The organism is Paenibacillus sp. FSL W8-1187, assembly GCF_037965485.1.
GTDB lineage: Bacteria > Bacillota > Bacilli > Paenibacillales > Paenibacillaceae > Paenibacillus_O > Paenibacillus_O pasadenensis.
The window spans coordinates 3,339,964-3,365,027 of sequence record NZ_CP150181.1 but is presented as its reverse complement, the minus strand read 5'-3'; the positions used below and the strand labels follow the sequence as shown (position 1 = coordinate 3,365,027).

Sequence of the window (25,064 nt, the reverse complement as noted above, 5' to 3'; positions counted from 1 at the left end):
GCGCGGCGCCATAGGCCGCGTACACCGTAAGGGATAAAAGACCTTCGGAAAGTTCCGCCTGCACGCCTGTGCCGGCCGGCTTTCCGAAGGTCTTTTTGCCGATTCCGGCCGAGGCCGGGAAAGGAGCGGCCCCGCATCGCGTGCGGGTCCGGCACGGACAGACGAGCACGAAGGGAGCGGAGAGCATGAACGTATTGGAGACGAAGGGACTGCGGAAGACGTTCCGCGTCAAGCGCAAGGAGCCGGGATTCGCGGCGAGCCTCCGCTCGCTGTGGGCGCCGAGCTGGAGCGAGAAGGAGGCGGTGTCGGGCATCGACCTCGCGGTCGAGGAGGGGGAGACGATCGCTTTCCTCGGTCCGAACGGAGCCGGCAAGTCGACGACGATCAAGATGCTGACCGGCATCCTGCATCCGAGCGGCGGCGAGGCGACCGTGCTCGGCCATGTGCCTTGGAAGGAGCGCAAGCAGCTCGCCTACCGGATCGGCACCGTCTTCGGGCAGAAGTCGCAGCTGTGGTACCATCTGCCGCCTAGCGACACGTTCGAGCTGATGAGCCGCATCTACGAGCTCGACCGGGACGACTACCGCCGCCGGCGCGACTTGCTGATCGAGCGCTTCGAGCTCGGGCCGTACCTCGATACGGCCGTGCGGCGGCTGTCGCTGGGCGAAAGGATGCGCTGCGAGATCGCCTGCTCGTTCCTGCACCGGCCGCGCCTGCTGTTCCTCGACGAGCCGACGATCGGCCTCGACGCCATGATCAAGGAGCGGATCCGCGAGCTGATCGCGGAGCTGAACCGGGAGGAGGGGACGACGGTGTTCCTGACGTCCCATGACGCGGGCGACATCGAGCGGCTGTGCCGGCGGGCGGTCGTCATCCATCACGGCGGCATCATGGTCGACGGCTCCGTGCAGCGGCTGAAGCGCGACATCCTCCGCTACAAGACGGTCGCCGTGCGGCTTGCCGAATCGTCCCCGCCCGCCGAGTCGCTGCCGCTGCCTCCCGGGGCGCGGCGGCTGCCGGCCGACGCCGGCCAGCTGCGGCTGTCGGTCGATCTGACGGAGATCGGCGTCGAGCAGGTGCTGCAAGGGCTCATGTCGACGCTGGCGATCGCGGACGTGACGATCGAGGACCCGCCGATGGAGGAGGTCATCAAGACGCTGTTCGCCCGAGGCCGGGACGAAGGCGTGGCCGCGCGAGAGGAGGATGCGCCATGATCGCCGCCAAAGGCGCGAAATACGCCGCCGTCGTCCGCATCACGCTCAAACAGCAGACCGCTTACCGGATGGACTTCCTCATGCGCTCGCTGTTCCTGCTGCTCATCCTCTACGTGTTCATGCAGCTCTGGTCGGCGGCGTACAGCGGCCAGGGCGAGGGCGCGGAGATCGCCGGCTTCCGGCTCAAGGACATCATCTGGTACCTCGTGCTGACCGAGGCGTTCACGATGGCGTTTCCGCAGCTGTGCACGCGCATCGAGGAGGAGGTCAAGAGCGGCGGCATCGCCGTCCGCCTGCTGACGCCGATCTCGTACGCCGGCTACCAGTACGCGTCCTATCTCGGGGAGGCGGCGCTGCGGTTCGTCGTCAATCTGGCCTGCGGCAGCCTCATCGGCTGGATGCTCGTCGGCCCGCCGGAGCTCGGAGCCGGCTGGTCCTCGATCGCGGTGCTCGGGCTCGGCAGCTTCACGCTGGCGTTCCTGCTCAACCTGTCGATCGCGCTCTGCTCCTTTTGGGTGGAGGAGACGCGGGGACTGGAGTTCATCCTGCAAAAGCTGCAGTTCACCGTCGGCGGCATGCTCATCCCGCTCGACCTGATGCCGCACTGGCTGCAGCAGGTATGCGCCTGGCTGCCGTTCCAGGCGGTGCTGTACTTTCCGGCCAAGTCGGCCGTCAGCGGCGGGGAGGAGCTGGGCGCCTACGTGGCGCAGCAGCTCGGCTGGATCGCCGTCATGGCGGCGCTGTGCGCCTGGATCTATTCGCGGGGCATAAGGAGGCTGAATGCCAATGGAGGCTGATCGCAAGCCGGCCGAGCGGTCCGCGTCGGCGGCCGCGCCGACCCGGGCCACGACCATGGCCGCTTCCGCAACGGCTGCGGACGGGCGCAAAGGAACGTTTTGGCGAGGCACGCTGCCGTTCCTGCTCACCTGCTGGAAGCTGAACCTCGCCGGCGCGATGGAGTTCCGCCTGAGCTTCCTCATGACCGCCGGCATGATGTTCCTGAACAACGTCATCTGGCTGCTGTTCTGGGGCATCTTTTTCGACCGCTTCCCGGATGTCGCCGGCTGGGAGCTGAAGGACGTCATGCTGCTCTGGGCGGTCAGCGCAGGCGGCTTCGGCTGGGCGAGCGTGCTGCTCGGCAACTTCACGCGCATCGCCTATCTGACGGCGAACGGGGAGCTGGACGTCTACTTGACCCAGCCGAAGCCGCTGCTGCTGAACGTGCTGGCGAGCCGCATGTCGCTGACGGCGATCGGCGACTTCCTGTTCGGCGCGGCGATCTATGCGTACGTCGGCGACCATAGCTGGACAGGGCTGGCCTCTTTCCTGCTCGCGCTGCTGATGTCCGGCCTGTTCTTCCTGTTCTTCACGCTCGCGGCCGGCTCGCTGGCGTTTTTCTTCGGCAACGCCGAGGGCATCGCCTTCCAGCTGTTCAACAGCTTCCTCGCGTTCACGACCTACCCGGCGGACATCTTCAAAGGGCTCGGCCGGCTGCTGCTGTTCACGATCGTTCCGGCGGGCTTCATCAGCTACATGCCGATCGGCCTGCTGCGCGGCTGGGACGGATCGTTCATGCTGGCGGCGGCAGGCATGCTGCTGCTGCTGGCGGCGCTGTCGCTCGGGCTGTTCTATGCGGGCCTGCGGCGCTACAGCTCGGGCAACCGGATGGCGATGAGGAGCTGACGTCCAGCCGGCGGAATGGCTGCGGCCAGCGAATGCCTACAGCCAGCCGGAGTAGAATTTCTCGTAGCCGGCCTTCATGACGCGTCCGCTGAAGCGGCTGAACGCCTGGTCGCGGTTGTCCTCGGACACCCGGCGCGGATGCGCGGCCGCCATGTTCAGCAGCTCGAACCAGTTGGACTCGCTGCCGGCGAACGTATGCGTCGACGCGATATGCCCGTAGCAAGGATGCTCGGGCTTGACGACGAGCTTGCCCATCGCCATCGCCTCCGCGAGCGGCATCGAGAACGTGTCGAAGCGGCTGCTGCTCCAGTACACCTTTGCCGAATTCATCAGCTCGAACACCTCGTCCCTGGACAGCGCGAACTTCAGCGTCACGTTGGACGGGATGTCGTAGCGCTTCATGCTCTCGCGGTAGCGGAGGCCGCCCATCGCCATCACGACGTCCTTGTCCGGATTGCGGCGCGCGTACTCGAGCGGCAGGTCGGGACGGCGGTTCGGCTCGTCGCGCCCGATCCACAGGATGCGGTTCTCGACCACCTGCGACGGGTCGTAATGGCGCTCGGCGAGCTCCTCCTCGAAGCCGATCGGGATGACGTCCACGTCCGTGACGCCCCAATCGGCGCGGAACAGGCCTTTCAGATAGTCCGTATGCACGACCGCCTTGTCCACGATCGAGTAGAACGGCTTCATCATCTCGTAGCCGGTCAGGTCGGGATGCGGGTAGCTGTGCGGGAACAGCACCGCCTTGTCGCGGAACATCTTGAGGAACGTGAACCCGGATACCGTGTAGATGACATGCTCGATCCGCTCCCGGTCGAGCTGCTCCAGCACGAGGTCGTAGTTGACGAGATCGCCTTTTTCGTACTCGTAGCCGGGCGCCTGGTCGTATCCGCTCACATGGCGGTCCGGCGCGACGAACACGATCTCGACGCCGAGCTCGCGGCTGAGCGCCTGCAGCCTTTCGGCATAGATGCGGGGGCCCTGGGCCTCCGCGAATTGAATTTTTCTCATGACGAGACCGACTTTCGTCACCGTCGATTCCTCCTTCGGGTGGGGCATGCTTCTGCTAGTATAATCGACCGGCCCGATATGGGGTAGAGAAGAGGGAGGAGAACGGCAGAGCGGCGAGGAAGAGGGTATAAGGCATTAAGGAAACGAAACGCCGCATCAGCACTCGAGAGGAGCATGCATCATGGAAAAAATCGAGCTATGGCCGCAAGGAGCGCCGGGCGCGCTCGGCACGCAAGAGGAGGACCGGCCGCATCTGCTGCGCTTCCCCGCGGCCGGCACGGCAGCGAGAGGGGCCGTCGTCGTCTGCCCCGGAGGAGGCTACGCGATGCGGGCCGGACATGAGGCCGACCCGATCGCGGCCTGGTACCAGGAACGCGGCTTCCACGCGTTCGTCCTGCATTATCGCGTCGCCCCGTACGCCTATCCGAGCGCGCTGGAGGACGCCCAGCAGGCGATCCGCCTCGTGCGGCTGCACGCGCAGGAGTGGGGCGTCGATCCGGAGCGGATCGCGCTGCTCGGCTTTTCGGCAGGCGGGCATGTGGCGGCGAGCGCGGGCACGCTCAGCAACGACGGCGACCCGCTGTCGGACGAGCCGATCCGGCGGATCGGCTGCCGTCCGGACGCGTTGCTGCTTTGCTATCCGGTCATCAGCATGCGCCCGGACGTGACGCATGGCGGATCGCGGCGCAACCTGCTCGGCGAGCGGCCCGACCCGGAGCTGGAGGCGCTGATGAGCGCGGACGAGCAGGTCGGCCCGGATACGCCGCCGACGTTCCTGTGGCATACGGCGGAGGATGAAGGCGTCTCTTCTCGCAACAGCCTCCGATTCGCGATGGCGCTGGCGGAGCACGGCGTCTCCTACGACCTCCATGTGTACCAGCGCGGGCGGCACGGCATCGGCATGGCGGCGGACGACCGCCGCGCCGGCGGCTGGCTGGAGCTTTCCCGGAGCTGGCTGGAGGATCTCGGCTGGGGAGGATCGTCGCGTTGACGGCATTGAATTAATTTTATACAATTGAATCAGAAACGATTTAATTGGGAGGCGATGCCGATGTCGATCTATGAGATTCCAGTGGAGAAGTCCGGCGGGGAGCAGACGACGCTGGAGCCCTATCGCGGCAAGGTGATGCTGATCGTCAATACGGCGACCAAATGCGGGCTGGCGCCGCAGTTCGACGGCTTGGAGAAGCTGCATCAGACGTATAAGGACGAAGGGCTGGCCGTGCTCGGCTTTCCGTGCGGCCAGTTCGCCAATCAGGAGCCCGGCGGCGACGATCAGATCCAGGAGGCGTGCCGCATCAACTTCGGCGTCACGTTTCCGCTGTACGCCAAGGTCGACGTGAACGGCGACGGCGCGTCGCCGCTGTTCCAATACTTGACGAGCGAGGCCAAGGGCTTTCTCGGCACGAAGGCGATCAAGTGGAACTTCACGAAGTTCCTCGTCGACCGGGACGGCCGCGTCGTGCAGCGCTTCGCGCCGACCGACAAGCCGGAGAAGATCGAGAGCCATATCCGAAGGCTGCTCGGAGCCGGCGCTCCGGCGTGAGCCGCGCCGGGCGATGAGCGGCGCCAGGTGATGAGCGGCTCGACCGCAGAGGCGCCTGTCCGATAAGCGGCTCGATCGCAGATGCGCCCGTCCGATAAGCGGCCCGATCGCAGAGGCGCCCGATCGATGATGCCGGTCGTCGCCCGCCCGTCTCCGACTCCGGAGGCGGGCTTTTCTATCTGCCCAAGGCCGCTCTGTGATAGACTGGATACGATCCAGATCCAAGGAGGAACAAGCATGCTGCGTATCGGAATCATCGGCTCCAACTTCATCACGGAAACGTTCATCGACGCGGCTCGGCAAGTCGACGGGCTGCAGCTCGCGGCCCATTATTCGCGGAGCGCCGAGCGGGGGGCGGAATTTGCGGACAAGCACGGCATCCCGTACCGGTTCACGGATCTCGAGGAGATGGCGGCGAGCCGCGAGCTCGACGCCGTCTACATCGCCAGCCCGAACTCGCTGCATGCGGAGCAGGCGGTCTTGTTCATGAAGCGCGGCAAGCATGTGCTGTGCGAGAAGCCGATCGCCTCCAACAGCCGCGAGCTGCGGGAGATGATCGCCGCCTCCAGGGAGCATGGCGTGCTGCTGCTCGAGGCGATGAAGTCGACGTTCCTGCCGAACTTCGCCGCGATCCGGGACAACCTCGGCCGTCTTGGCGAGGTGCGGCAGTATTTCGCTTCGTTCTGCCAGTATTCCTCGCGCTATGACCGCTACAAGGCGGGCGAGGTGCTGAACGCCTTCAAGCCGGAGCTGTCCAACGGCTCGCTGATGGATATCGGCGTCTACTGCCTGTATCCGCTCGTAGCGCTGTTCGGCAAGCCCCAGACGGTGCAGGCGAGCGCCGTCATGCTGGATACCGGCGTCGACGGCCGCGGCAGCCTGCTGCTCGGCTATCCGGGGATGGAGGCGCTGATCGCGCACTCCAAGATCAGCGATTCGTCGCTGCCGGCCGAGATTCAGGGGGAGCAGGGCGTCATGCGCATTGAGCGGATCAGCCAGCCGGCGTCCGTTCGGCTGCAGCTCCGCGGCGGGCAGGAAGAGGACTTGAGCCGGCCGCAGGCCGCCAATACGATGCAGTACGAGATCGAGGCTTTCGTACGGCTGATCGCCGAAGGCCGGACCGAGTCGGACATCAACACGTTCGAGCTGTCGCTCGCCGTGATGGAGGTCATGGACGAGGCGCGCCGCCAGATCGGGCTTGTGTTCCCGGCGGACCGGGCGTAAGGGCAGGGGCGGCGCGAATCAAGGGTACAAGAGATGAGGGAAGAGGCTGTTTCCAAGCCGGCTGCGCGCCGGTTGGGGACGGCTTCTTTTTGTGTGCGGGATAAGGGGACTGGCGTTCGGGGGCGGACAAGCCGCTGTGCGGGCTGACTGGGACGAACAGGCCGCTGCGCGAGCCGAGCCAAGCCAAGCCTGTGGGACGAATAGGCCGCTGTGTGAGCCGAGCCAAGCCTGTGGGACGAACAGGTCGCTGCGCGAGCCGAGCCTCTCTCCGATTCCACTGGAAGCCGGATGGCTTGATCCCCTGACCTCCTATTCGGAGGCCATCCGTCTTCCAAGAGGACCGCTGCCGCTTCTCCGAAAGGCATCGTCTCGCTTCGCTCCCTTCGTCCGCCGCCCGCTTCCCCTTTTTTTAGGGGGGAGGGCCGTCTCCCGCAAACCTGGGAGACGGCAGCCTCGACTGTGCCCAGCGCTCGCCAAGCTAGCTCGGCTTTGCTCCATCTCCGCGTCCGCCCAACCCGCGTCGACTTCTAAGCAGGCTATGATCTGCCAAGCTGCCGACCCTACTGCCTCGTCAGCCAGCCATTGGCGAAGCTAGCTGGTGAACGGAGGAGCGTGATCGAGGCATGAAGTCGAAAAAATCATGTTACCTGGAGGACAGTTGGAGAAACGACGGAGATGCGCGGAAAAACCGAGTAGCTCGGGTGCGAAGACGAGTGAACAGGGGGAGATACGCGGTAAAACCGAGCAACTGGGACTCGTAGACGAGTAAACGAGGGAGATGTGCGGAAAAACCGAGCAACTGGGGTGTGGAGACGAGGAGAGGTGTGCGGGCTGCTGAGCTCGGGCGGCGTCGGTCGGGTGGCGCGAGCGCGGGATGCAAACGGTGGCATGCGAGCGGGACGCGGGCGGTGCGGACGGCGTGGGGGAGTGCGGGCTGCGGAGGCGAGGATGCAGGCAGCGGGAGCCCGGGATGTGCAAGGCGGGACGCGAGCGGTGCGGACGTCCGGGCGGCGTGGGCGGAGCTAACGAAACTGAGGAACGTTATTTGTCCGAAATAGGCGCAAATAAAATTGTAACGATACTGAGAAGTGCTATTGAAGGCTTCAACACCGATTTTTCGGAGTTGAAGGCCCCGTAGCGCTCGTCAGTTTCGTTAAAAGTTCAGAAAGGCGGTTTTCGGCGAAATAGCGTCTCTCCGTATTGTTAGCCCTCCAAGGATGCGGACAACACAAATGGAAGCGGCTGTAAGATGCCTCCGTTCTCGAGGAGCTTTCCGAACCGCCGCTTGTGCCGGAAAAGGGAATTCGTGGCTTCGGGCTCCACGAAGACCGAGAAGAGTCCCCGTCATTCGGACGTTCAAGTCCGGAGCTTTAGCCCGGGAAGCCGCATCTGAAACGGGACTTTTGTCGCGTTTTTTGGTTTTTTTTCGAAAAAGGCAATTTCCGGTGTAACCTTTAACCATTTCCATCCGTCTACAGGAAAAATGAGAAAGATGAGAAAATGGAGGGTCGAGATTCACCATGATCTGGAAAAAGAAGAAAAAAGATTCTCCTGCTCAGGCGCCGCCGGATGAACTGTCGCCGGAACCGACCGCCGAAGGCGAGCTTGTCGAGGCGGTCGGACCGGCCGATCCCGCCGGGCTCCAGGGCGGCACGCATCCGGCCGATCCCGCCGAGCTCCAGGGCGGCACGCATTCGGGCGCTGCCGCCGGCCGCATCGAAGCCGCGGCAGCGGAACGGGACGTTCCGTCCGGCGAGCCGCTGCTTCAGGTCAGCGGCGTCCAGCGCAGCTTTCCGGCCTCGGGCGGTCCCATCCATGTGCTCAAGGGCATCACGATGGAGGTGCCGCATCGCCGCCTCGTCATGCTCAAGGGCCGCTCGGGCTCCGGCAAGACGACGCTGCTCAATCTGATCGGGGGACTCGATACGCCGTCCAGCGGCGAGATCTGGTTCGACGGTGAGCCGATCCACAAGCTCGGCGACGACAAGCGCACGGTCATCCGGCGCGAGCGGATGGGCTTCATCTTCCAAGCGTTCGCGCTCATGCCGCTGCTCTCCGCGTACGAGAACGTCGAGCTGTCACTGCGCATGGCCGGAACGCCCCGCTCCGAGTGGAAGGGCCGCGTGGAGCATTGCCTCGCGATGGTCGGCCTCGAGCGCCGCATGAAGCACCGCCCGTTCGAGATGTCCGGCGGCGAGCAGCAGCGGGTCGCCATCGCCAAGGCGATCGCCCATCGGCCGCGCCTGCTGCTGGCCGACGAGCCGACCGCGGAGCTCGACACGCAGATGTCGGCGCAGATCATGTCCGTATTCCGCACGATGATTCAATCCGAGGGCGTCACGATCTGCATGACGACTCACGATCCTACGATTTTGGAGGTTGCCGATCATGTTTACGAAATGGTGGACGGGACGTTCATCTAAGCGTGCCGCCGCTCTGCTGCTGGGCTGCTCGCTGGCGCTCTCCGCCGGCTGCTCGCTGCTGCCGGCCGAGCCGGAGGAAGAGGTACTGCCGACCATCGCTCCGCCGCAGATTTCCAAGAAGCCGGAGTACGAGGTCACGACGCAGACGCTGGAGACGCGCGTCGAGGCCGCCGGCAAGCTGATCTCGCTGCGCGAGGAGACGCTCTATTACACGCTGGATGGAAAACGGCTCAAGGACTTGTACATAAAACCCGGACAAAAAGTGAAGAAAGGCGATCCGATCGCGTCGCTCGACGTCGAGGACATGCAGAAGCAGCTGCGCGACCAGCGCCTGCAGTTCCGCAAGGACGAAGTCGCGATGAAGGAGACGCTGCGAAAGAAGGACGAAATGCCGCCGGTCGACTTCGAGGCGGCCGTCATCGCCTTCGAGGAGAAGCGCCAGGCGATCGGCGACCTGGAGGAGGAGATCGGCAAGGCGACGCTCGTCGCGCCGTTCGCCGGCACGGTCGTGCAGCTGCCGGTGCAGAAGGGAGACGCGATCAAGGCCTACGATCCGATCTGCGTCATCGCCGATACGGGCCAGCTCGTGCCCGGCATCAAGCTCGACGCCGACGAGCTGGAGCAGGTGACGGTCGGCATGAAGGCTGTCGTCGACATCAACGGCGTCGGCGAGGTCAGCGGCAAGATCACCGCTTTGCCGGTGGCGCAGCCTGACGACAACGGCGGCAACGGAAACGGAGGCAATGGAGGCAACGGAGGCGCGTCCACGCCGGAGCGTCCGGAGGACTTCCTGCTCATCCAGCTCGACAAGGTGCCGGCGAACGTGGCGCGCGGCACGATGCTCTCCGTCAGCATCGTCGTCAAAAGCAAGCCGAACGCCATCGTCATCCCGCCGTCCACGCTGCGCAGCATCGGCTCCCGCACCTACGTGCAGGTCGTCGAGGGCGAGACGAAGCGGGAGGTGGACGTGGAGGTCGGCGAGCAGACGGCGACTGCGGTCGAGATTCTGAAGGGCCTCGAGCCCGGGATGAAAGTGGTGGGCAGGTAACGTGCTGCTGATCCGATTCCTGTTCCGCAAGATGTGGAACACCAGATGGCTGACGCTCAGCTCGCTCGCCGGCCTCGTGCTGGCGGTCGCGTTCGCGGTCAGCATCCCGATGTACGCGGACGGCTCGCTGAAGCGCGTCGTCACGCAATCGCTGCAGGAGGAGAGCGAGGGGCTGCCGGCCGGCTCCCTGCTCATGCGCTACAATGCAAGCCCGGGCCCGACCGATCTGGCCGCGCTCGGCAGCGTCGACGGCTACATCCGCGACGACGTCCCGGCTCAGATCGGCTTCCCGATCGAGACGGCGACGCGCAGCTACTCGATCCGCAGCGCCGACATCACGCCGGAGGACCCGACCAAGGTCAGCGCCAGCGTCAGCCGCAAGTTCTCGCTGCAGGCGCTGACGGGGCTCGAGGGCAAGGCCGAGCTGACGCAGGGGCGCTGGTTCGTGCCCGGCAAGGGCGGCGGGGATACGATCGAGGCGGTCGTGCTGGAGGAGGCGCTGTACCGCGCCGACATGCACGTAGGCGACGTGTTCCTTTACCCGGCCTACGGAGGCGGCTCGAACCAGACGCTGCGCGTCCAGATCGTCGGCACGTTCAAGCCGAAGCAGGATACGGATCCGTTCTGGTACCAGGGCCTCGAAGGGATGATGAACACCTTCCTCACGAGCGAGCCCGCCATGACGGACGGCATCCTGAAAGACCGCAAGCTGCCGCTCCACAGCGGCACCTGGTACTACGCGTTCGACCTGCGCGAGATTCGCACCGGCGAGCTCGTTCCGCTGAGCCGCACGCTGGAGAGGCTGAACATCGAGCTGTACCAAAAGCTGCCGGATACGCGCGTCGAGATCAGCTTCGCGTCGATCCTGCAGCAGTTCCGGACGACGAGCCTGCAGCTGCAGACGCTGCTGTTCACGCTCGCCGCGCCGATGATCGCGATGGTGTTCTATTTCATCGCGATGAACGCCCGCCAGGCGCTCGACAAGCAGCGCAGCGACATCGCCGTGCTGCGCAGCCGCGGCGCCGGCACCCGGCAGATCATCGGGCTCTATCTGCTGGAGAGCCTGCTGCTCGGCGGCGCGGCGTTCGTGCTCGGCCCGCTGCTCGGCTGGTTCATGGCCAAGAGCATCGGCTCGGCCAACGGCTTCCTTGAATTCGTCGACCGCAAGTCGATTCCGGTCGGCTTCACGACCGATGCGATCATCGCCGGCAGCGCGGCCGTGCTGCTGGCCGTGCTGGCGACGGTCATCCCGGCCGTCGTCTACGCGCGGGCGTCGATCGTCGGCTACAAGCAGAAGCTGGCGCGCTCGGACCGCGCGCCGTTCTGGCAGCGCTGGTTCCTCGACGTGCTGCTGCTCGGCGCGAGCGGCTACGGCTGGTACCTGCTGAGCGAGCGCCAGATGCTGACGTTCCAGACCGGAATGACGACGGATCAGCTGAACGTGCAGCCGTTCCTGTTCTTCGTGCCGGCGCTGGCGATCTTCTCGCTCGGCCTGTTCTTCCTGCGGCTGTTCCCGTGGCTGCTGCGGCTGTTCAACTGGCTCGGCCGCAAGCTGCTGCCGGTGCCGCTCTACTTGACGCTGACGCAGCTGTCGCGCTCGTCCCAAGGCTATTATCCGCTCATGATCCTGCTCATCCTGACGCTCGGGCTCGGCGTCTACAACGCCTCGGCCGCGCGCACGATCGACCTCAACTCGACCGAGCGCACGCTCTACCAATACGGCACCGACGTCGTCATGCAGACCGTATGGTCCAGCACGCCGGAGCTGCAGCCCGGCCAGGGCGGCAACGGAGGCGGAGGCAACGGCGGCAACGGCGGCAATGGCGGAGGCGGCAATGGAGGAAACGGCGGCAACGGCGGAAACGGCAATGGCGGCGGCAACGGCGGCGGCGGAGGCGGCAATCCGGGCGGAGGCGGCCAGCAGCCGGTCAAGGTCCGGTATTCGGAGCCGCCGTTCGAGGTGTTCCGATCGCTGGACGGCGTCGAGGCGGCGGCCCGCGTGCTGCAGGCCAAAGGCAACCTCGTCGTCTCCGGCCGCTCGATCGGCCAGGGCACGCTGATGGGCATCGACAATGTCGACTTCGCCAAGGTGGGCTGGTTCCGGGACGATTTGTATCCGGTCCATCCGAACCATTATCTCAACAACCTCGGCATCTATGCCGAAGGCGCCGGAGCGATCGTCCCGTCCGGCCTCGCCGAGAAGTATCAGCTCAAGCTCGGCGATACGATCTCGATGGGGCTTTCCGACGGCATGATCGACTTCGCGGTCGTCGGCATCCTGCCGTACTGGCCGTCGCAGTATCCGGACGAATCGCCGTTCCTGATCGCCAACCTGGACTACATCTACGATCAGGTGCCGCTCCTTCCGTACGAGGTCTGGCTCAAGATGAAGCCGGACGCCAAGGTCGCCCCGCTCATGACCGAGCTTCAGCAGCACGGCATCGAGCTGGCGAGCGTCAAGGACGTGCGCTCGGCGCTGATCGCCCAGAGCAAGCTGCCGACGCGCGGCGGCGTGTTCGGCATCCTGAGCCTCGGCTTCCTCGTCTCCGTCATCGTCACGCTGACCGGCTACATCCTGTACTGGTTCTTCAACCTGTCGGGACGGGTCGTGCAGTTCGGCGTGCTGCGGGCGATGGGGCTGTCCAAGCGCCAGCTGACCGGGATGCTGCTGCTCGAGCAGCTGTTCACCGCCGGCCTCAGCATCGGGCTCGGCGTCGCGATCGGCAAAATCGCGAGCCTGCTGTTCCTGCCGTTCCTGCAGACGGCGGACAACGCATCGGGCAACGTGCCTCCTTTCCGCGTCGTGTTCAACAGTCAGGATACGATGCAGCTGTACGTCGTCGTCGCCTTCATGATGCTCGTCGGCGCGCTGCTGCTGATGCTCCATATCCGCAGGCTGCGGGTGCATCAGGCGGTCAAGATGGGAGAGGAGCGATGATGGGTCATGATTGATTGCGAAGGGCTGGTCAAGATCTACAAGACCGACGATCTCGAGGTCGTCGCCCTGCAGGGGCTCAACCTCAGCGTCAAGGACGGCGAGCTGATGGCGATCATCGGCAACAGCGGCAGCGGCAAGTCGACGCTGCTCAACATCCTCGGCGGCCTCGACCGGCCGTCGGCCGGAACGGTGCGCGTCGGCCCGTGGGATCTGCTCAAGATCACCGACGAGCAGCTCGTCAAGTACAAGCGGGAGACGGTCGGCTTCATCTGGCAAAACAACGCCCGCAACCTGCTGCCGTACCTGTCGGCGATCGAAAACGTCGAGATGCCGATGATGCTGCGCGGCAAGGTGGACCGCGCCTATTCTCGGCAGCTGCTGGAGTGGGTCGGTCTGAAGGAGCGGATGCACAACAAGCTGCATCAGCTGTCCGGCGGGGAGCAGCAGCGGGTCGCGATCGCGATCTCGCTGTCCAACCGGCCGCAGATGCTGCTCGCCGACGAGCCGACCGGCTCCGTCGACAGCCGCACGAGCGACCTCATCATGGACATTTTCCGCACGCTCAACCGCGAGCTCGGCCTGACGATCGTCATCGTCACCCATGACCTGTCGCTCGCGGGCAAGGTCGACCGGGTCGTCGCCATCCGCGACGGCCTCACGAGCACCGAGTTCCTGCGGCGCAACACGCATCTCGACGAAGCGACCGGCTTCGGACAGGGCGGCCTGCAGGACGTGCACGAGGCTTTCGCCGTCGTGGACCGGGCCGGGCGGCTGCAAGTGCCCAAGGAGTACCTGACCGCGCTCGGCATTACAGGCAAGGCGTCGATGGAGTTCGACGGGGAGCGCATCATCATTACGAAACCGAAGCTAATTGAGGGGGAACAGGCATGAAGGAGCTTGGAGAAAACGCCGTGGTAAAAAAGAAGGGGACGCGCCTGCGCGCGGCCGGCTTGGCCGCGATGGCGGCGGCACTGGCCGCGGGAACGCTTGTAGGCTGCAGCGGCTCCTCGTCGGAGCAGGCGGAGCAGAGCGTGCTGCGCATCGGCATGCTGTACGGCTCGCCGGACAATGACTCGTGGTTCCGCCAGCAGTACACCGATACGTTCGAGTTCACGCATCCGAACGTCAGCTTGGAAATCGTCTATGCGAACAATTACAACGACATGCGCTACACGAACGGCGACCAGCAGAAGGAGCAGCCGGATCCGTACGAGAAGATGCAGGAGCTGCTGACCGGACAAAATCCGGTCGACGTCGTGATGGTCGACTATTACCAGCTCCAGCGGATGGTGCAGGACGGCCTGCTGCAGCAGCTCGACCCGCTCATCGCCAAGGATAAGTTCGATATCAGCGACTACGTGCCGACGGTCATCGACGGCATCAAGGCGGCCGGAGACTCCAAGATCTACGTGCTGACGCCGACCTTCTCCGGCTCCGCCCTGTTCTACAACAAGAAGATTTTCTCGGACGCCGGCGTGCAGCCGCCGACCGACAAGATGACCTGGAACCAGGTGTTCGACCTCGCCCGCAAGGTGAAGGGCGGCACGGGGGAGAAGCAGGTGTTCGGCCTGACGATGAACCGCTGGAGCGGCGGCGATCCGTTCAGCGACCTTCAGACGTATATCGCTCCGCTGCAGCTTAAGATGTTTGACGATAAGGGCGAGAAAATGCTCGTCGACAGCGGACCGGCCTGGTCCAACGCCTGGGATACGATCCTCAAGCTGTACAAGGAGGACGTCCTGCCGACGCAGGAGAAGATCCAGAAAATCAACGAAGCGCAGCAGAAGCAGCGGGAAAAGGACCAGAACTCGTTCATGTACCAGAACGACCTGTTCAACTCCGGCAACGTCGCGATGACGATCGCCGACTACAACTACATCATGGAGCTCAAGAACATCAAGGATGCGGCCGCGACGAACAAAAACATGAAGCCGATCGACTGGGACGTCGTGACGGTGCCGGTGTTCGAGGAGCACCCGGATGTCGGCGGCAACTCCTACCTCGGCCAGCCGATGGGCATCAACGCCAAGGCGCAGAATCCGGACGGCGCTTGGGAATTCATCAAGTTCCTCAACAGCCGCGAATGGGCGAAGCTGAAATCGCGCAGCACCTATGAAATTCCGGCGCGCGCGGAGTTCATCAAGCCGATCGACGGCATGCAGTACAACATCAAGGCGTTCTACTCGCTGAAGCCGGTGCCGCCGACGAGCAGCGCGATGGAAGAGCTCGCGCGCAAGAAGCCGGGCATCTACGAGGTGCAATCGATTGGACAGCAGTCGTTCCAGCAGGCGCTCAGCGGCAAGATGACGGCCGAGGAAGCGGTCAAGGACTGGGCGACGAAGGGCAACGCCTTGCTGGCGAAGCTGAAGACGAACCCGACGAACAGTCCGGAAGGCAAGGAAGGCGGAAGCACGGACGGAGGAGCGGTGGAGGTTCTGCCGGCCGGCTGACGGAAGCGTTCGAATCCGCCGGCTCTCGGGACGGCGTCCCGAGCCGAGCCGGCGATTGTCGGACTGCCGGCCGGATCGTTCCGGCAGGCGTCAAAAAGGGACGAAGCGCGCATCACTGCGCTTCGTCCCTTTTTGTCCTGCGGGATGCGTTGCGTCCTAGAAAAGGATCAGATTGAGGCCGCCAAGCGCGGCAAGCCCGAGAATCAGCGCTTGGAACACCTTTTGCGGAATGAGCGGCAGCAGCTTGATGCCGACCCAGGCGCCGGCGGCGACCGCCGGAATCATCCAGGCGTTCAGGACGAGCGTATCGGCCGTGATCAGCCCGAGCGAGGCGGTGAACGGCACTTTAGCGACGTTGACGATGAAGAAGAACATGGCGTTCGTGCCGACGAAGCGCATTTTGTCCATGCCCTTGGCGAGCAGGTAGATCGACATGATGCTGCCGGCGGCGTTGCCGATCATCGTCGTGAAGCCCGCCAGCACGCCGAGGCTGTTGTTGAACGCCGGAGCGGAGCTCAGCGAGACGGACGCGGCGCTTTCGATGCGGTTCTTGAACAGATGCAGCAGCAGCAAGGCGAGCACGAGGCTGCCGAGCAGAATCGAGAGCGGCCGGTCATGGATGCGCCCGAGCACGAGGAAGCCGCCGATCAAGCCGGCGAACACCCACGGCAGCAGCGTCGCCAGATGCCGCCAGACGACCTCCTTGCGGTAATAGAGGATCGCGATGATGTCGCCGATGATAAGCACCGGCGTGATCAGGCCGACGGATTCCCGTGCCGGATAGACGCTCGCCATGACGGCGGCGACGAACAAGCCGAGCGTCGGCATGCCGGTTTTGGAAAAGCCGATGAGGATGGAGCAGAGGACGAGGACGGCCAGCTGCAACGATGTCGGTTCCATGGTAGCCTCCTCTGCGTCAGCCAGGCGAATGCCTGGCCATGTCATGCGCGGTTTCCTTCATCTTAACGGACGGAAGGCGCGTCCGGCAATCCCGCCGTTTTCGCGCGTGCATCCGGAATGAAGCGCGTACATCAGGGGAACGATGACGATAAAGAGGCTCGGACGACAGGCAGGAGCCGCCCGACGACGAAAGGATGCGAGCGACGCGATGACAGCGATGACAAGATGGATTTATTGGGGACGCCTGTACGACAGCAAGTTCCAGGCGGGCTGCCTCGTCAAGCGGATGGAGAACGATTGGTGGATTTACGGCTACGAATGCCCGAAGGAAATCGAAGTGTTTCAATCGAAACGGGGAAAGTACGGCGTCCGCTACATGCCCTGAGCCTGCTCGGGGCCGCTCTCCAAAATCTCGTTGCAGCCGGAAATTGAACGCGATAGAATAGCGGTAGCATGAAGCCGAATGACGCGTTCAAACGTCAGCTTGGCAGAGAGCGAAGGGAGGGGCGCGCATGAAGGAAAGCCAGTCCGGCTTGACGATTCGGAGCTTCGACCAGCCCATGGAGACGGTCTCGCTGACGAGCAGCGGCTTGGAGCTGAAGCTGATCGCATCCGGCGACGGCACCGAGATCATTCACCACCGGCTGAAGGCCGGAAGCCGCTGGGCGTTGTATCCCGCCGACGGATGGGAAGCGCTGGAGTTCGTCTACGTGCTGACGGGCTCGTTGATCTGGCATTCTCCGTCGGGCGACCATGTGCTGAGGAGCGGGGACTCCGTCTCCGGAGAGCCGGTTCGGGACGAGACGATTTTCATCGCCGAGACGGATTGCGAGTTTTTGTATGTCGCTTCGCAGCCCGTGTTCCACCACTATAGCGAAAATGCCAAGGAGCTCATGAGGCTGGCTGTCGACATCGAGCAGAAAGACGGCTACACCGCCGACCATTGCTACACGATCATGAGGATGGCGATGATGATCGGGGAGAGCATGGGCCTCACCTCCGCCCAGCTGATGGAGCTGAATTACGGCTCGTTCTTTCATGACATCGGCAAGACGAGGGTGCCGGCCAGCATCTTAGGCAAGCCCGGCAAGCTGACGAGCGAGGAATACGAAATCATGAAGACCCATGCGGCGCTAGGGCGCAGCATCCTGAACGAAACCGGGATGACCCATCTGAAGGCGGCCGGGCTCATCGTGGAGCAGCATCACGAGCGATTCGACGGCAGCGGCTATCCGTATGGCTTGAAGGGCGGCAGCATCCACATCGGCTCGGCGATCGTCGCCGTCGTCGATTCCTACGATGCGATCACGGCCCAGCGCGTCTACAAGGAAGCCGTGCCCAAGGAGCAGGCATGGGAAGAGATGGAGCGCTCCCGCGGAAAATATCATCCCGATGTCATGGACGCCTTTTTCAAGCTGGCGCATCAGCTATAAAAAAACCTGCCTGGCCCCGAGCTCTCGAGAGAGCCCGCAGCCAGGCAGGTTTTACGTTTTTGGCCTGTTGATCAGCGCCAGGGGCGGATCGACGGCCAGCAGGGAGAAGCCGTTCAGCTTGACCATGGCGTAGGAATGATCGATGGAAAGGCCGGTGAGGCCGGTTACCGTCCCATGCACGTCTTCTTGCAGATTGAAGGTCGCTTCGCCCAGTGCGCCCGAAGGCTTGATGACGCTTGGCAGCAGGTTGATGCCGACGGTAATGTCCTGTTCAGGCTTGTAGGCGGCAAAGGCGCTTCCAGCGAGCAGCGTTTGGACCGCGATTGCAGCGGCAACGAGCAGCGTTGCTTTTTTCTTCATTCTACCCCTCCTATCAGGTGATGGATATAAACAAGGTCATAGGTCCTATAAACCGATAAAAATCGGTATATATGGGCCTTTTGACGCATGATTTATAGGGTGATCTTACCAATTCCTGCTAGAGTCGTCAATTGCGATTTGCGAGAGTTTGCATCGAATCAAAGCCCGCCGGCCGGCAGGTTGACTTTGCCAGAGCGGCTGTAGTATATTTATGTTTGTGTTCCCAAGCGGAACCGTGATTTTTGACGCGGGGTGGAGCAGCCCGGTAGCTCGTCGGGCTCATAACCCGAAGGCCGCAGGTTCAAATCCTGCCCCCGCAACTTATTCGCCCTTATGCGAGTCAACCTATCCCTCAAAAGGGCCCTTAGCTCAGTTGGTTAGAGCGGTCGGCTCATAACCGATTGGTCGCAGGTTCGAGTCCTGCAGGGCCCACCAATCAGAACGAACGGACCGCCTCGCGATGCGAGGCGGTTTTTTATTTCCCGGCGGTCCGGACAATCCGTTGACGCGCGCTGGCGAAGTATGGTAAGCTGTCTTTCGTCATGTCGCTCATACGGCGCATCTCGTCTTGCCGGAGTGGTGGAATGGCAGACACAACAGACTTAAAATCTGTCGGGGGCAACCCCGTACCGGTTCGAGTCCGGTCTTCGGCATCATACGCAAAAAAGCAGCCCTCGGGCTGCTTTTTTGCGTGGATCATGCTTTCGCGCGGCCGATCAAGGAAGCTCGTCCGAATCCGGCGTGGCAGGAGCGGCCGGACTTGCGGCGGCGGGAACGACCTTGGCCTGCACCTGCTGGGCCGGATTGCTCGGCGCGCCGTGGGGCATCGCCAGAGCGAGCAGCGACAGCAGCAGAGCGGAGGACCAGACGGCGCCGACCAGGCGGCTCGTCGCAGACAGCTTGCTCCATCTGGCCGGCAGCATGACGAACGGAGCCATCATCCAGCCGACGGCTGTAGCCAAGCGCATGGCAATCACGCTCCCTCCCGTGGATACGAACTATATCGGCAGGTTTTTTCATTCCATTAAACGGATCAGCGTGAAAAATAACGCCGGATTGCCCGGCTTGGCTGAATCCAGTACACTGGAGACAGAAAAAAAGAAGCCCCTGGAGGCCTCTTACTTCGCTGCCGGCTCGGCAGCCTTCAGCTCTTCCAGGTCGACCTGGCTGCTGATTTCCTCGATGAACTTGTCCATGCAGTTGCAGTAGTAGTCTCGGCGGCATACCGGACAAGGCGTCGTCTGGAGACGATTGATCTTGGTGCCTTCCGGGCCGTAGAACAGGCGGCATTCTCCGCCGTCCTTGAGCTTTACGACGACCTGGTACAGCTGGGTGGAGTCGTTGCGCTCCGCGAGCTTGACGTTCGTTACGAGCGGACGGTAACTCATGGCCATCACCTGCGACTTTCTTCGATATGGGCTAATCAATTTTACTTTCTACGGAGGGCGATGTCAAATGACCGTGACGTTCCGCAACGACTGGGAGCCGTTTATCCGGGAGGAGATGCAGCAGCCGTATTACCGCGAGCTGCGAGGCCGGCTGGCGGAGGAATACCGCAGCGGTCCGGTCTATCCCGACATGCATGATATTTTCAACGCGCTGCATCTGACCTCGCTCGCAGACACGAAGGTCGTCATCCTCGGCCAGGACCCGTATCATGGCCCCGGCCAGGCGCATGGCCTCAGCTTCTCCGTACAGCCGGGCGTGCGCATCCCGCCGTCGCTGCAAAACATCTACAAGGAGCTTCAGGACGACATCGGCTGTCCGCTGCCCGAGAGCGGCGACCTGCGCGGCTGGGCGCGCCAGGGCGTGCTGCTGCTCAACAACGTGCTCACCGTGCGGCGGGGACAAGCCGCTTCGCATCAGGGGCTCGGCTGGGAGCGGTTCACGGACCGCATCGTGCGGCTGATCGGCGAAAGGGAGCGTCCGGCGGTGTTCCTGCTCTGGGGCAAGCATGCGCAGAACAAGGCCGCTTTTCTGGACGGGAGCCGGCATCTGCTGCTGTCTACGCCGCATCCGAGTCCGTTCTCGGCCCATCGCGGCTTCCTGGGCAGCCGGCCCTTCTCCAAGGCGAACGCTTTTTTGGAAAAGCACGGCATGGAGCCGATCGACTGGTGCCGGACGGCCGAGCCGGCCGCTCGCGACGAAGCCGCCGCCGGGCACGAGCGCGGCGCCCGATGAGCGGCCCGGCGAAACGGCCGGCCCGCTGGCTCAATCCTGCGGCAGGCTATCTCGAAGGCTATACGCATACGCTCAATCCGTACACGGGCTGCAGCTTCGGCTGCAGCTACTGCTATGTCCGCCGGATGCCGGTCGGACTGTTCCGGGCCGAGCCGTGGGGCAGCTGGGTCGACGTCAAGAAGCTCGATGCGGCCGCGTTCCGGCGCGAATGGAGCCGCGAATCGGACAAAGGGCCGATCCGGCTCTTTTTCGGCTCGGCGACCGATCCGTACCAGCCCGCGGAGGCGCAGGCGCGCACGACCGCTTCGCTGCTCGAGCTCATGCTGGAGCGCCCGCCGGAGTTCATCCTGCTGCAGACGCGCAGCGCCTTGATCCTGCGGGACAAGGAGCTGCTGGCCCGCTTCGGCGGCAGGCTGCGCGCGAGCGTGACGATCGAGACGGACGACGAGGCGATGCGCCGCCGGTTCACGCCGCAGGCGCCGCCGCTCGCCGCCCGCTGGCGCGCGCTGAAGGAGCTGCGCGAGGCGGGCATTCCCGTGCAGGCGGCCGTCTCGCCGCTGCTGCCCCATACGGAGCGGTTCGCAAGCCGTCTCGTCCGCGAGGCGCCGCGCATCGTCGTCGACGACTTCCACCGCGGAGACGGCAGCGGCGGCCGGCGCTCCGGCCAGCTCGGCATGAGGGAGCAGTACCGTTCCCTCGGCCTCGAGGCCGACTATGCGCCGGCCGCCGCGGACCGGTTCTATGAGTCGCTGCTGGCAAGCCCGGACGTCAGCGTGCATTTTTCCCGGGCAGGATTCCTCCCTTGAGCGGCTCGCCGCTGCTGGCCGCCGCTTCGTCGAGCACGGCCGTATAAGCTTCGTCGACATACGTGTCGGCGCTCACCTCGGTGATGACCTGCGGGTACATCTGGCCCGGCTTCGGCCGTACGACGGCGACGCTCACGATCGCCTGTCCGCCGTCGAAGCGGATCGAGGCGATCCGGATGCCGTAGCCGGGATTCGGTGCTTGAGCGGATACGGTCACTTTGACGACGCCGTCCGCCAGCTTCGCTGTCGTCAGCTCGACGCCTGCAAGCGGCGAGACGGGAGAGGGAGATTCGCTTTCCGGTTTTATGCCTTTCACGAGCTTCCTTCCTCCTTCGACCCAGGCTGCCGCGTCGCTGCGCGAGACGGCCTTTTTGGGCTGGAAATTTCCCGACGGATCGAGCAGCGGCAGACCCGCGCCGATCAGCTCGAGCACGCTGTCCCGATAGGCGCTTCCGACCGCGGAATCGTCCTCGGGCGCCTCGCCTTTTGCTCCGCTCCACCCGCCGTCAGCCGCCTTCATCGCCTGCAGCAGCAGCGCCGCGAACGTCTCGCGGGACATCGGCGCGCCCGGCTTCACGTCCTTCGGCAGCCCGACGCCGAGCGCCGCGCCGATCAGAAACGACTCCGAATACCATGCGCTGTCGCTCATGCCCGGATAGTACTGGCTCGCCTGCGGAGCCTGAATGAACCGGATCCGGTCCAGATTGAGCCCGAACGCCTTCACGAGCAGAGCTATTCCTTCCGCATTCGTCAGCGCCTCCGCCGGCCGGAACTTGCCGTCTCCGCCGCTCAGCAGCCCGGCCTGTTCCAAGCTGCGGATGGCGGCCGCGTTCGGATCCGCTTCCACATCGGCAAAAGCGCCGGCATGGAGCGGCGCGGCCGCCAGCAGCAGCGCCGCTGCCAGACCGCCGGCCAGCAGCCGGCTTTTCTTTCTATTCCTCGTCATCTTCCCTCGCTCCCTTCTCGATTCCGCTATCTGTAGGTTGGCCCAAAACTCGGCCCGGCAAGCAAAGACCATTCTGCCGTTACAGACGCAGTCCAGGAGCGAATGGTTGCGGCTCAGGGACGGATCGTGACTCTGGTCCCGAGCGGCACGAGCGCCGAAAGCTCGAGCACGTCCTCGTTGTGCATGCGGATGCAGCCATGCGAGACTGCGCGCCCGATGGAGGCGGGATCGTTCGTGCCATGAATGCCGTAGTGAGGCTTCGACAGCCCCATCCATAGCGCTCCGAACGGCCCGCCCGGATTCAGCTGCTTGTTGATGATCGTGTACTCTCCGGTCGGAGTCCGGGTCAGCATCTTGCCGACAGCAATCGGAAACTGCCTCACGACAATATCTCCGTCCAGCAGATAGAGCGCGCGATCGGACAGATCGACGATGATGCGGTATTTAGGCATGCGGACCTTCTCCCTTCCCGGTAGCATATGCGACCGAAGCCCCCTTTCGCCTGGGTCTTTCCTTTACATAATCGTTAAAAATTCCAAATATAGCCTAAACAATTATGCCTTAGGATCAGCTTGTACGGGACAATAGTCGCAAAGAAGGGTGAAGAGCCAACCATGAACAGAGGATCTAAAGCAATTGCAGCGGCGCTGGTCGCCGCGATCGGAGCCGGTGCGGCAACAGCGGTGTCCGCGGCCGAAGCGAAGCAAGCCACGATCAGCGTCAATGGAAACGAAGTGATCGTACGCTCGATCGTCCAGGGGGGCAGCCAGCTGCTGTCCGCCGCTGATCTCGCCCATGCTCTCGGCGCCGAGCTGGAGGTTCTTCCCGGCGGAGCCGGCGTGCGCGTCACGCTCGGAGACCGCACGCTGCTGCTGCAAGCCGGCTCCAAGCAGATCCAGACGGACGAAGGTCCGGTCGCTCTGTCCAGCGCCGTCACGAGCTGGAAGCAGGTCAACTACATCGAGCCTGGCGCCTATGCGGCCGCTCTCGGAGCGACGTGGAAGGGCGGAGCGGACGGCTGGTCGATCGAGACGCTCGACCTGCTCGATGCGGTCGACTCGGTCCAATGGGCAGGCAGCGGACTGATCGCATCCGTCACGACGGAGGACGGCCGCCTCGACTACATCGTCGACCCGGCGACCGGAGCGCGGACACAGCTGCTCACCTCGAACGGCGCTTCCGAGCTGGTCGTCTCGCCGGACGGCGCCTCGGCGGCGTTCGCGGATGCTGACGGCGTCGTGCGGATCGTCGATCTGGCGGCGCGGACGATGCGCAAGCTCGGCACGGACACGAGCATCAAGAGCAATCTGCAATGGGCGCCGGACGGCAAGAGCCTGTTCTTCCTGCAAGGCGACAAAACCTCTGTCATCGCGGCGATTTCCCTCGAAGACGGCAAAGTGTCCAAGGTGCTGGACGACAAGGTCGAGTACAAGGGCGACCTGTCCGTGAACGGAGCGGGCCTGACGTATTCGGTCGTGAAGACCGGCAAGGTGACCGCCGATGCGAACAAGGACGTCAGCCTCGACGATGTCGCGATCGACTTGGCCGGCACGAGCCCGCAGCTGTTCGATCTGGCGCTTGGCGCCGCTGACGCCAAGCCGGCCGCTCTGACCAAGGGCGACGAGGACAAGCTGTTCATCCAGCGCTCCGCATCCGGCACTGTTTATTATGTGAAGGCCGGCGACGAGAAGACGATCTCCACGCTCGTCTCGCAAAAAGGCGAGCAAGCGAAAACCGCCTTCGACAAAGAGGACGTGCTGGAAGCCGTCCAGGCGGGCAGCTTCATCGGCATCCTGACCGAAACGTCGGTCTACGTGCTGGACGAGTCCACCGAAGCGGTGACGAAGCTGGCTGCCGCTCCGGAAGGCGCCTACGGCCTGACGCTGTCCAAGGACGGCAAGCGCGCCGCGCTGATCGCGGACGGACGGCTGCAGTCGCTCGGCGCGGACGGACGCTGGACAACTCTCAGCAAGTAAGCGGCAAGCACGGCCTGACGGCCAATTTTTACGGGTCCAATCGAAAGGGGAAACTTCCACATGAAATGGTTCGGCAAAATGACTACGATCACGCTGGCGGCGACGCTGCTGCTCGGCTCCTACTCCGGCTCCGCCACGGCGGCCGCCTCCAAACTGAGCGGCAAAATCGTCATCAACGGCTCCTCCGCGCTGCTGCCGCTGTCGCTGCAAGCTGCGAGCGAATTCAAGAAGCTGCATCCGAAGGTGCGCATCTCCGCCTCCGCCGCGGGCTCCGTGACCGGTCCTCAATCGGTCCGCAAAGGCATCGCCGACATCGGCGCTTGCGACTGGGACGCCTCCACGGACGTTCCGGGCTTCAAGAAGTTCGACGGCCAGGTCGCCAATAAAGTGGCGGTCATCCCGTTCGCGGCGATCGTCAACAAAAGCACGGGCGTGACCGAGCTGTCGACGAAAGAGCTGCAGGACATCTTCTCCGGCAAGGTGACAAACTGGAAGGAAGTAGGCGGCAAGGATGCCGACATCGTCGTCGTCAACCGCGCCTTCGGCTCCGGCACGCGCGTCAACTTCCAGCTGAAGGCGCTCAAGGGCACCGACTTCATCTCCAAAGGCGACAACTATAAAGAAGTCAAATCGAGCGGCGACATGAAAACGGCCGTCGAGACGACGCCGAACGCGATCGGCTACATCGACCTCGTCTACGTGACGGACAAGATGAACGCCGTCAAAATCGACAACGTCGCTCCGACGACGGACAACGTCATCAACGGCAAGTACAAGGTGTGGAGCTACGGCTACTACATGACGAAGGGCCAGCCGACCGGCGCGACGAAAGCGTTCATCGAGTACATCCAGAGCGCCAAGTTCCAAAACGGCTCGCTGAAGAAGCTGAAGTTCATCCCGATTACGGCAATGAAAGGCGAGTAAT

Annotated in this window: 24 protein-coding genes and 3 tRNA genes; 20 read left to right on the top strand and 7 right to left on the bottom strand. The window is 63.8% G+C overall.

Annotation, left to right across the window (positions count from 1 at the left end; all coding sequences use genetic code 11):
- Positions 1-185: 185 nt before the first annotated feature.
- Genes NYE40_RS14660 through NYE40_RS14650 form a run of 3 tightly spaced genes read left to right on the top strand, consistent with a single transcriptional unit; the run spans position 186 to position 2,897 of the window.
- Complete coding sequence (locus NYE40_RS14660) at positions 186-1,214, top strand: ATP-binding cassette domain-containing protein (protein WP_101809491.1); 1,029 nt, start codon at positions 186-188, stop codon at positions 1,212-1,214.
- Positions 1,211-2,011, top strand: a complete 801-nt coding sequence (locus NYE40_RS14655; RefSeq protein ID WP_228551559.1) for an ABC-2 family transporter protein — start codon at positions 1,211-1,213, stop codon at positions 2,009-2,011. The genes NYE40_RS14660 and NYE40_RS14655 overlap by 4 nt, the downstream gene beginning before the upstream one ends.
- A complete protein-coding gene (locus tag NYE40_RS14650; RefSeq protein WP_339278596.1) occupies positions 2,001-2,897 on the top strand; it encodes an ABC-2 family transporter protein in 897 nt (298 codons plus the stop codon). Before NYE40_RS14655 ends, NYE40_RS14650 begins: the two co-directional genes overlap by 11 nt.
- Before the next feature lie 36 nt (positions 2,898-2,933).
- Here the strand turns inward: NYE40_RS14650 and NYE40_RS14645 are convergent, their stop codons facing one another.
- Entirely contained in the window at positions 2,934-3,929 is a 996-nt protein-coding gene (locus NYE40_RS14645) for a glycosyltransferase (protein ID WP_339278595.1), read from the bottom strand.
- Positions 3,930-4,089: 160 nt separating this feature from the next.
- Here NYE40_RS14645 and NYE40_RS14640 point away from each other — a divergent pair, with 160 nt between their 5' ends.
- From NYE40_RS14640 to NYE40_RS14605, 8 genes are all read left to right on the top strand, one after another.
- Positions 4,090-4,899 (top strand): alpha/beta hydrolase, encoded by an 810-nt coding sequence (locus tag NYE40_RS14640; RefSeq protein ID WP_153783807.1) that lies wholly within the window; start codon positions 4,090-4,092, stop codon positions 4,897-4,899.
- Between the two features lie 60 nt (positions 4,900-4,959).
- Complete coding sequence (locus NYE40_RS14635) at positions 4,960-5,454, top strand: glutathione peroxidase (RefSeq protein ID WP_153783806.1); 495 nt, start codon at positions 4,960-4,962, stop codon at positions 5,452-5,454.
- 237 nt (positions 5,455-5,691) lie between these two features.
- Positions 5,692-6,678 carry a Gfo/Idh/MocA family oxidoreductase gene (locus NYE40_RS14630; protein WP_339278594.1) on the top strand — a complete coding sequence of 329 codons (987 nt, stop codon included), beginning with the start codon at positions 5,692-5,694 and terminating at the stop codon, positions 6,676-6,678.
- Between the two features lie 1,520 nt (positions 6,679-8,198).
- Positions 8,199-9,101 carry an ABC transporter ATP-binding protein gene (locus tag NYE40_RS14625; RefSeq protein WP_101809319.1) on the top strand — a complete coding sequence of 301 codons (903 nt, stop codon included), beginning with the start codon at positions 8,199-8,201 and terminating at the stop codon, positions 9,099-9,101.
- Positions 9,067-10,149, top strand: coding sequence for a biotin/lipoyl-binding protein (locus NYE40_RS14620; RefSeq protein ID WP_028596969.1), 1,083 nt, complete (start codon positions 9,067-9,069; stop codon positions 10,147-10,149). The genes NYE40_RS14625 and NYE40_RS14620 overlap by 35 nt, the downstream gene beginning before the upstream one ends.
- 31 nt (positions 10,150-10,180) lie before the next feature.
- On the top strand, positions 10,181-13,087 hold the full coding sequence (locus NYE40_RS14615; RefSeq protein ID WP_339280057.1) for an ABC transporter permease: 2,907 nt from the start codon (positions 10,181-10,183) through the stop codon (positions 13,085-13,087).
- Between the two features lie 6 nt (positions 13,088-13,093).
- Entirely contained in the window at positions 13,094-13,978 is an 885-nt protein-coding gene (locus NYE40_RS14610) for an ABC transporter ATP-binding protein (protein WP_028596967.1), read from the top strand.
- Entirely contained in the window at positions 13,975-15,537 is a 1,563-nt protein-coding gene (locus tag NYE40_RS14605) for an extracellular solute-binding protein (RefSeq protein ID WP_084136445.1), read from the top strand. The genes NYE40_RS14610 and NYE40_RS14605 overlap by 4 nt, the downstream gene beginning before the upstream one ends.
- Positions 15,538-15,693: 156 nt before the next feature.
- Here the strand turns inward: NYE40_RS14605 and NYE40_RS14600 are convergent, their stop codons facing one another.
- The gene (locus tag NYE40_RS14600) at positions 15,694-16,437 is read right to left on the bottom strand and encodes a sulfite exporter TauE/SafE family protein (RefSeq protein ID WP_153783804.1); all 744 of its coding nucleotides are present in this window, start codon (positions 16,435-16,437) and stop codon (positions 15,694-15,696) included.
- A 208-nt stretch (positions 16,438-16,645) separates the two neighbouring features.
- On the opposite strand from NYE40_RS14600, the gene NYE40_RS14595 reads away from it, so the two are divergent.
- Both NYE40_RS14595 and NYE40_RS14590 read left to right on the top strand, forming a co-directional pair.
- Complete coding sequence (locus NYE40_RS14595; protein WP_153783803.1) at positions 16,646-16,822, top strand: hypothetical protein; 177 nt, start codon at positions 16,646-16,648, stop codon at positions 16,820-16,822.
- Positions 16,823-16,949: 127 nt separating this feature from the next.
- Complete coding sequence (locus tag NYE40_RS14590) at positions 16,950-17,870, top strand: HD domain-containing phosphohydrolase (protein ID WP_228551555.1); 921 nt, start codon at positions 16,950-16,952, stop codon at positions 17,868-17,870.
- A 51-nt stretch (positions 17,871-17,921) separates the two neighbouring features.
- Here the strand turns inward: NYE40_RS14590 and NYE40_RS14585 are convergent, their stop codons facing one another.
- A complete protein-coding gene (locus tag NYE40_RS14585; protein ID WP_028596963.1) occupies positions 17,922-18,230 on the bottom strand; it encodes a hypothetical protein in 309 nt (102 codons plus the stop codon).
- 246 nt (positions 18,231-18,476) lie between these two features.
- Here NYE40_RS14585 and NYE40_RS14580 point away from each other — a divergent pair.
- From NYE40_RS14580 to NYE40_RS14570, 3 genes are all read left to right on the top strand, one after another.
- Positions 18,477-18,550 (top strand) — tRNA-Met (locus tag NYE40_RS14580).
- Between the two features lie 38 nt (positions 18,551-18,588).
- Positions 18,589-18,665, top strand: a tRNA-Ile gene (locus tag NYE40_RS14575).
- A 135-nt stretch (positions 18,666-18,800) separates the two neighbouring features.
- Positions 18,801-18,883 (top strand) — tRNA-Leu (locus NYE40_RS14570).
- Between the two features lie 63 nt (positions 18,884-18,946).
- Here the strand turns inward: NYE40_RS14570 and NYE40_RS14565 are convergent.
- The gene (locus NYE40_RS14565) at positions 18,947-19,198 is read right to left on the bottom strand and encodes a hypothetical protein (RefSeq protein ID WP_028596962.1); all 252 of its coding nucleotides are present in this window, start codon (positions 19,196-19,198) and stop codon (positions 18,947-18,949) included.
- A gap of 150 nt (positions 19,199-19,348) precedes the next feature.
- Positions 19,349-19,618, bottom strand: a complete 270-nt coding sequence (locus NYE40_RS14560) for a hypothetical protein (RefSeq protein WP_043110782.1) — start codon at positions 19,616-19,618, stop codon at positions 19,349-19,351.
- A 67-nt stretch (positions 19,619-19,685) separates the two neighbouring features.
- On the opposite strand from NYE40_RS14560, the gene NYE40_RS14555 reads away from it, so the two are divergent.
- Both NYE40_RS14555 and NYE40_RS14550 read left to right on the top strand, forming a co-directional pair.
- Positions 19,686-20,411 (top strand): uracil-DNA glycosylase, encoded by a 726-nt coding sequence (locus NYE40_RS14555; RefSeq protein ID WP_028596961.1) that lies wholly within the window; start codon positions 19,686-19,688, stop codon positions 20,409-20,411.
- The gene (locus NYE40_RS14550; protein ID WP_153783802.1) at positions 20,408-21,217 is read left to right on the top strand and encodes a radical SAM protein; all 810 of its coding nucleotides are present in this window, start codon (positions 20,408-20,410) and stop codon (positions 21,215-21,217) included. The genes NYE40_RS14555 and NYE40_RS14550 overlap by 4 nt, the downstream gene beginning before the upstream one ends.
- On the opposite strand, the gene NYE40_RS14545 is transcribed toward NYE40_RS14550, so the two are convergent.
- Both NYE40_RS14545 and NYE40_RS14540 read right to left on the bottom strand, forming a co-directional pair.
- Entirely contained in the window at positions 21,180-22,163 is a 984-nt protein-coding gene (locus NYE40_RS14545) for an S-layer homology domain-containing protein (protein WP_052332848.1), read from the bottom strand. The two genes, NYE40_RS14550 and NYE40_RS14545, sit on opposite strands and share 38 nt — an antisense overlap.
- A 113-nt stretch (positions 22,164-22,276) precedes the next feature.
- Entirely contained in the window at positions 22,277-22,615 is a 339-nt protein-coding gene (locus NYE40_RS14540) for a L,D-transpeptidase (protein ID WP_028596959.1), read from the bottom strand.
- A gap of 162 nt (positions 22,616-22,777) precedes the next feature.
- On the opposite strand from NYE40_RS14540, the gene NYE40_RS14535 reads away from it, so the two are divergent.
- Positions 22,778-24,139 carry a stalk domain-containing protein gene (locus NYE40_RS14535; RefSeq protein WP_028596958.1) on the top strand — a complete coding sequence of 454 codons (1,362 nt, stop codon included), beginning with the start codon at positions 22,778-22,780 and terminating at the stop codon, positions 24,137-24,139.
- A gap of 60 nt (positions 24,140-24,199) precedes the next feature.
- Entirely contained in the window at positions 24,200-25,063 is an 864-nt protein-coding gene (locus NYE40_RS14530; protein ID WP_028596957.1) for a phosphate ABC transporter substrate-binding protein, read from the top strand.
- The last annotated feature ends 1 nt before the right edge of the window (position 25,064 follow it).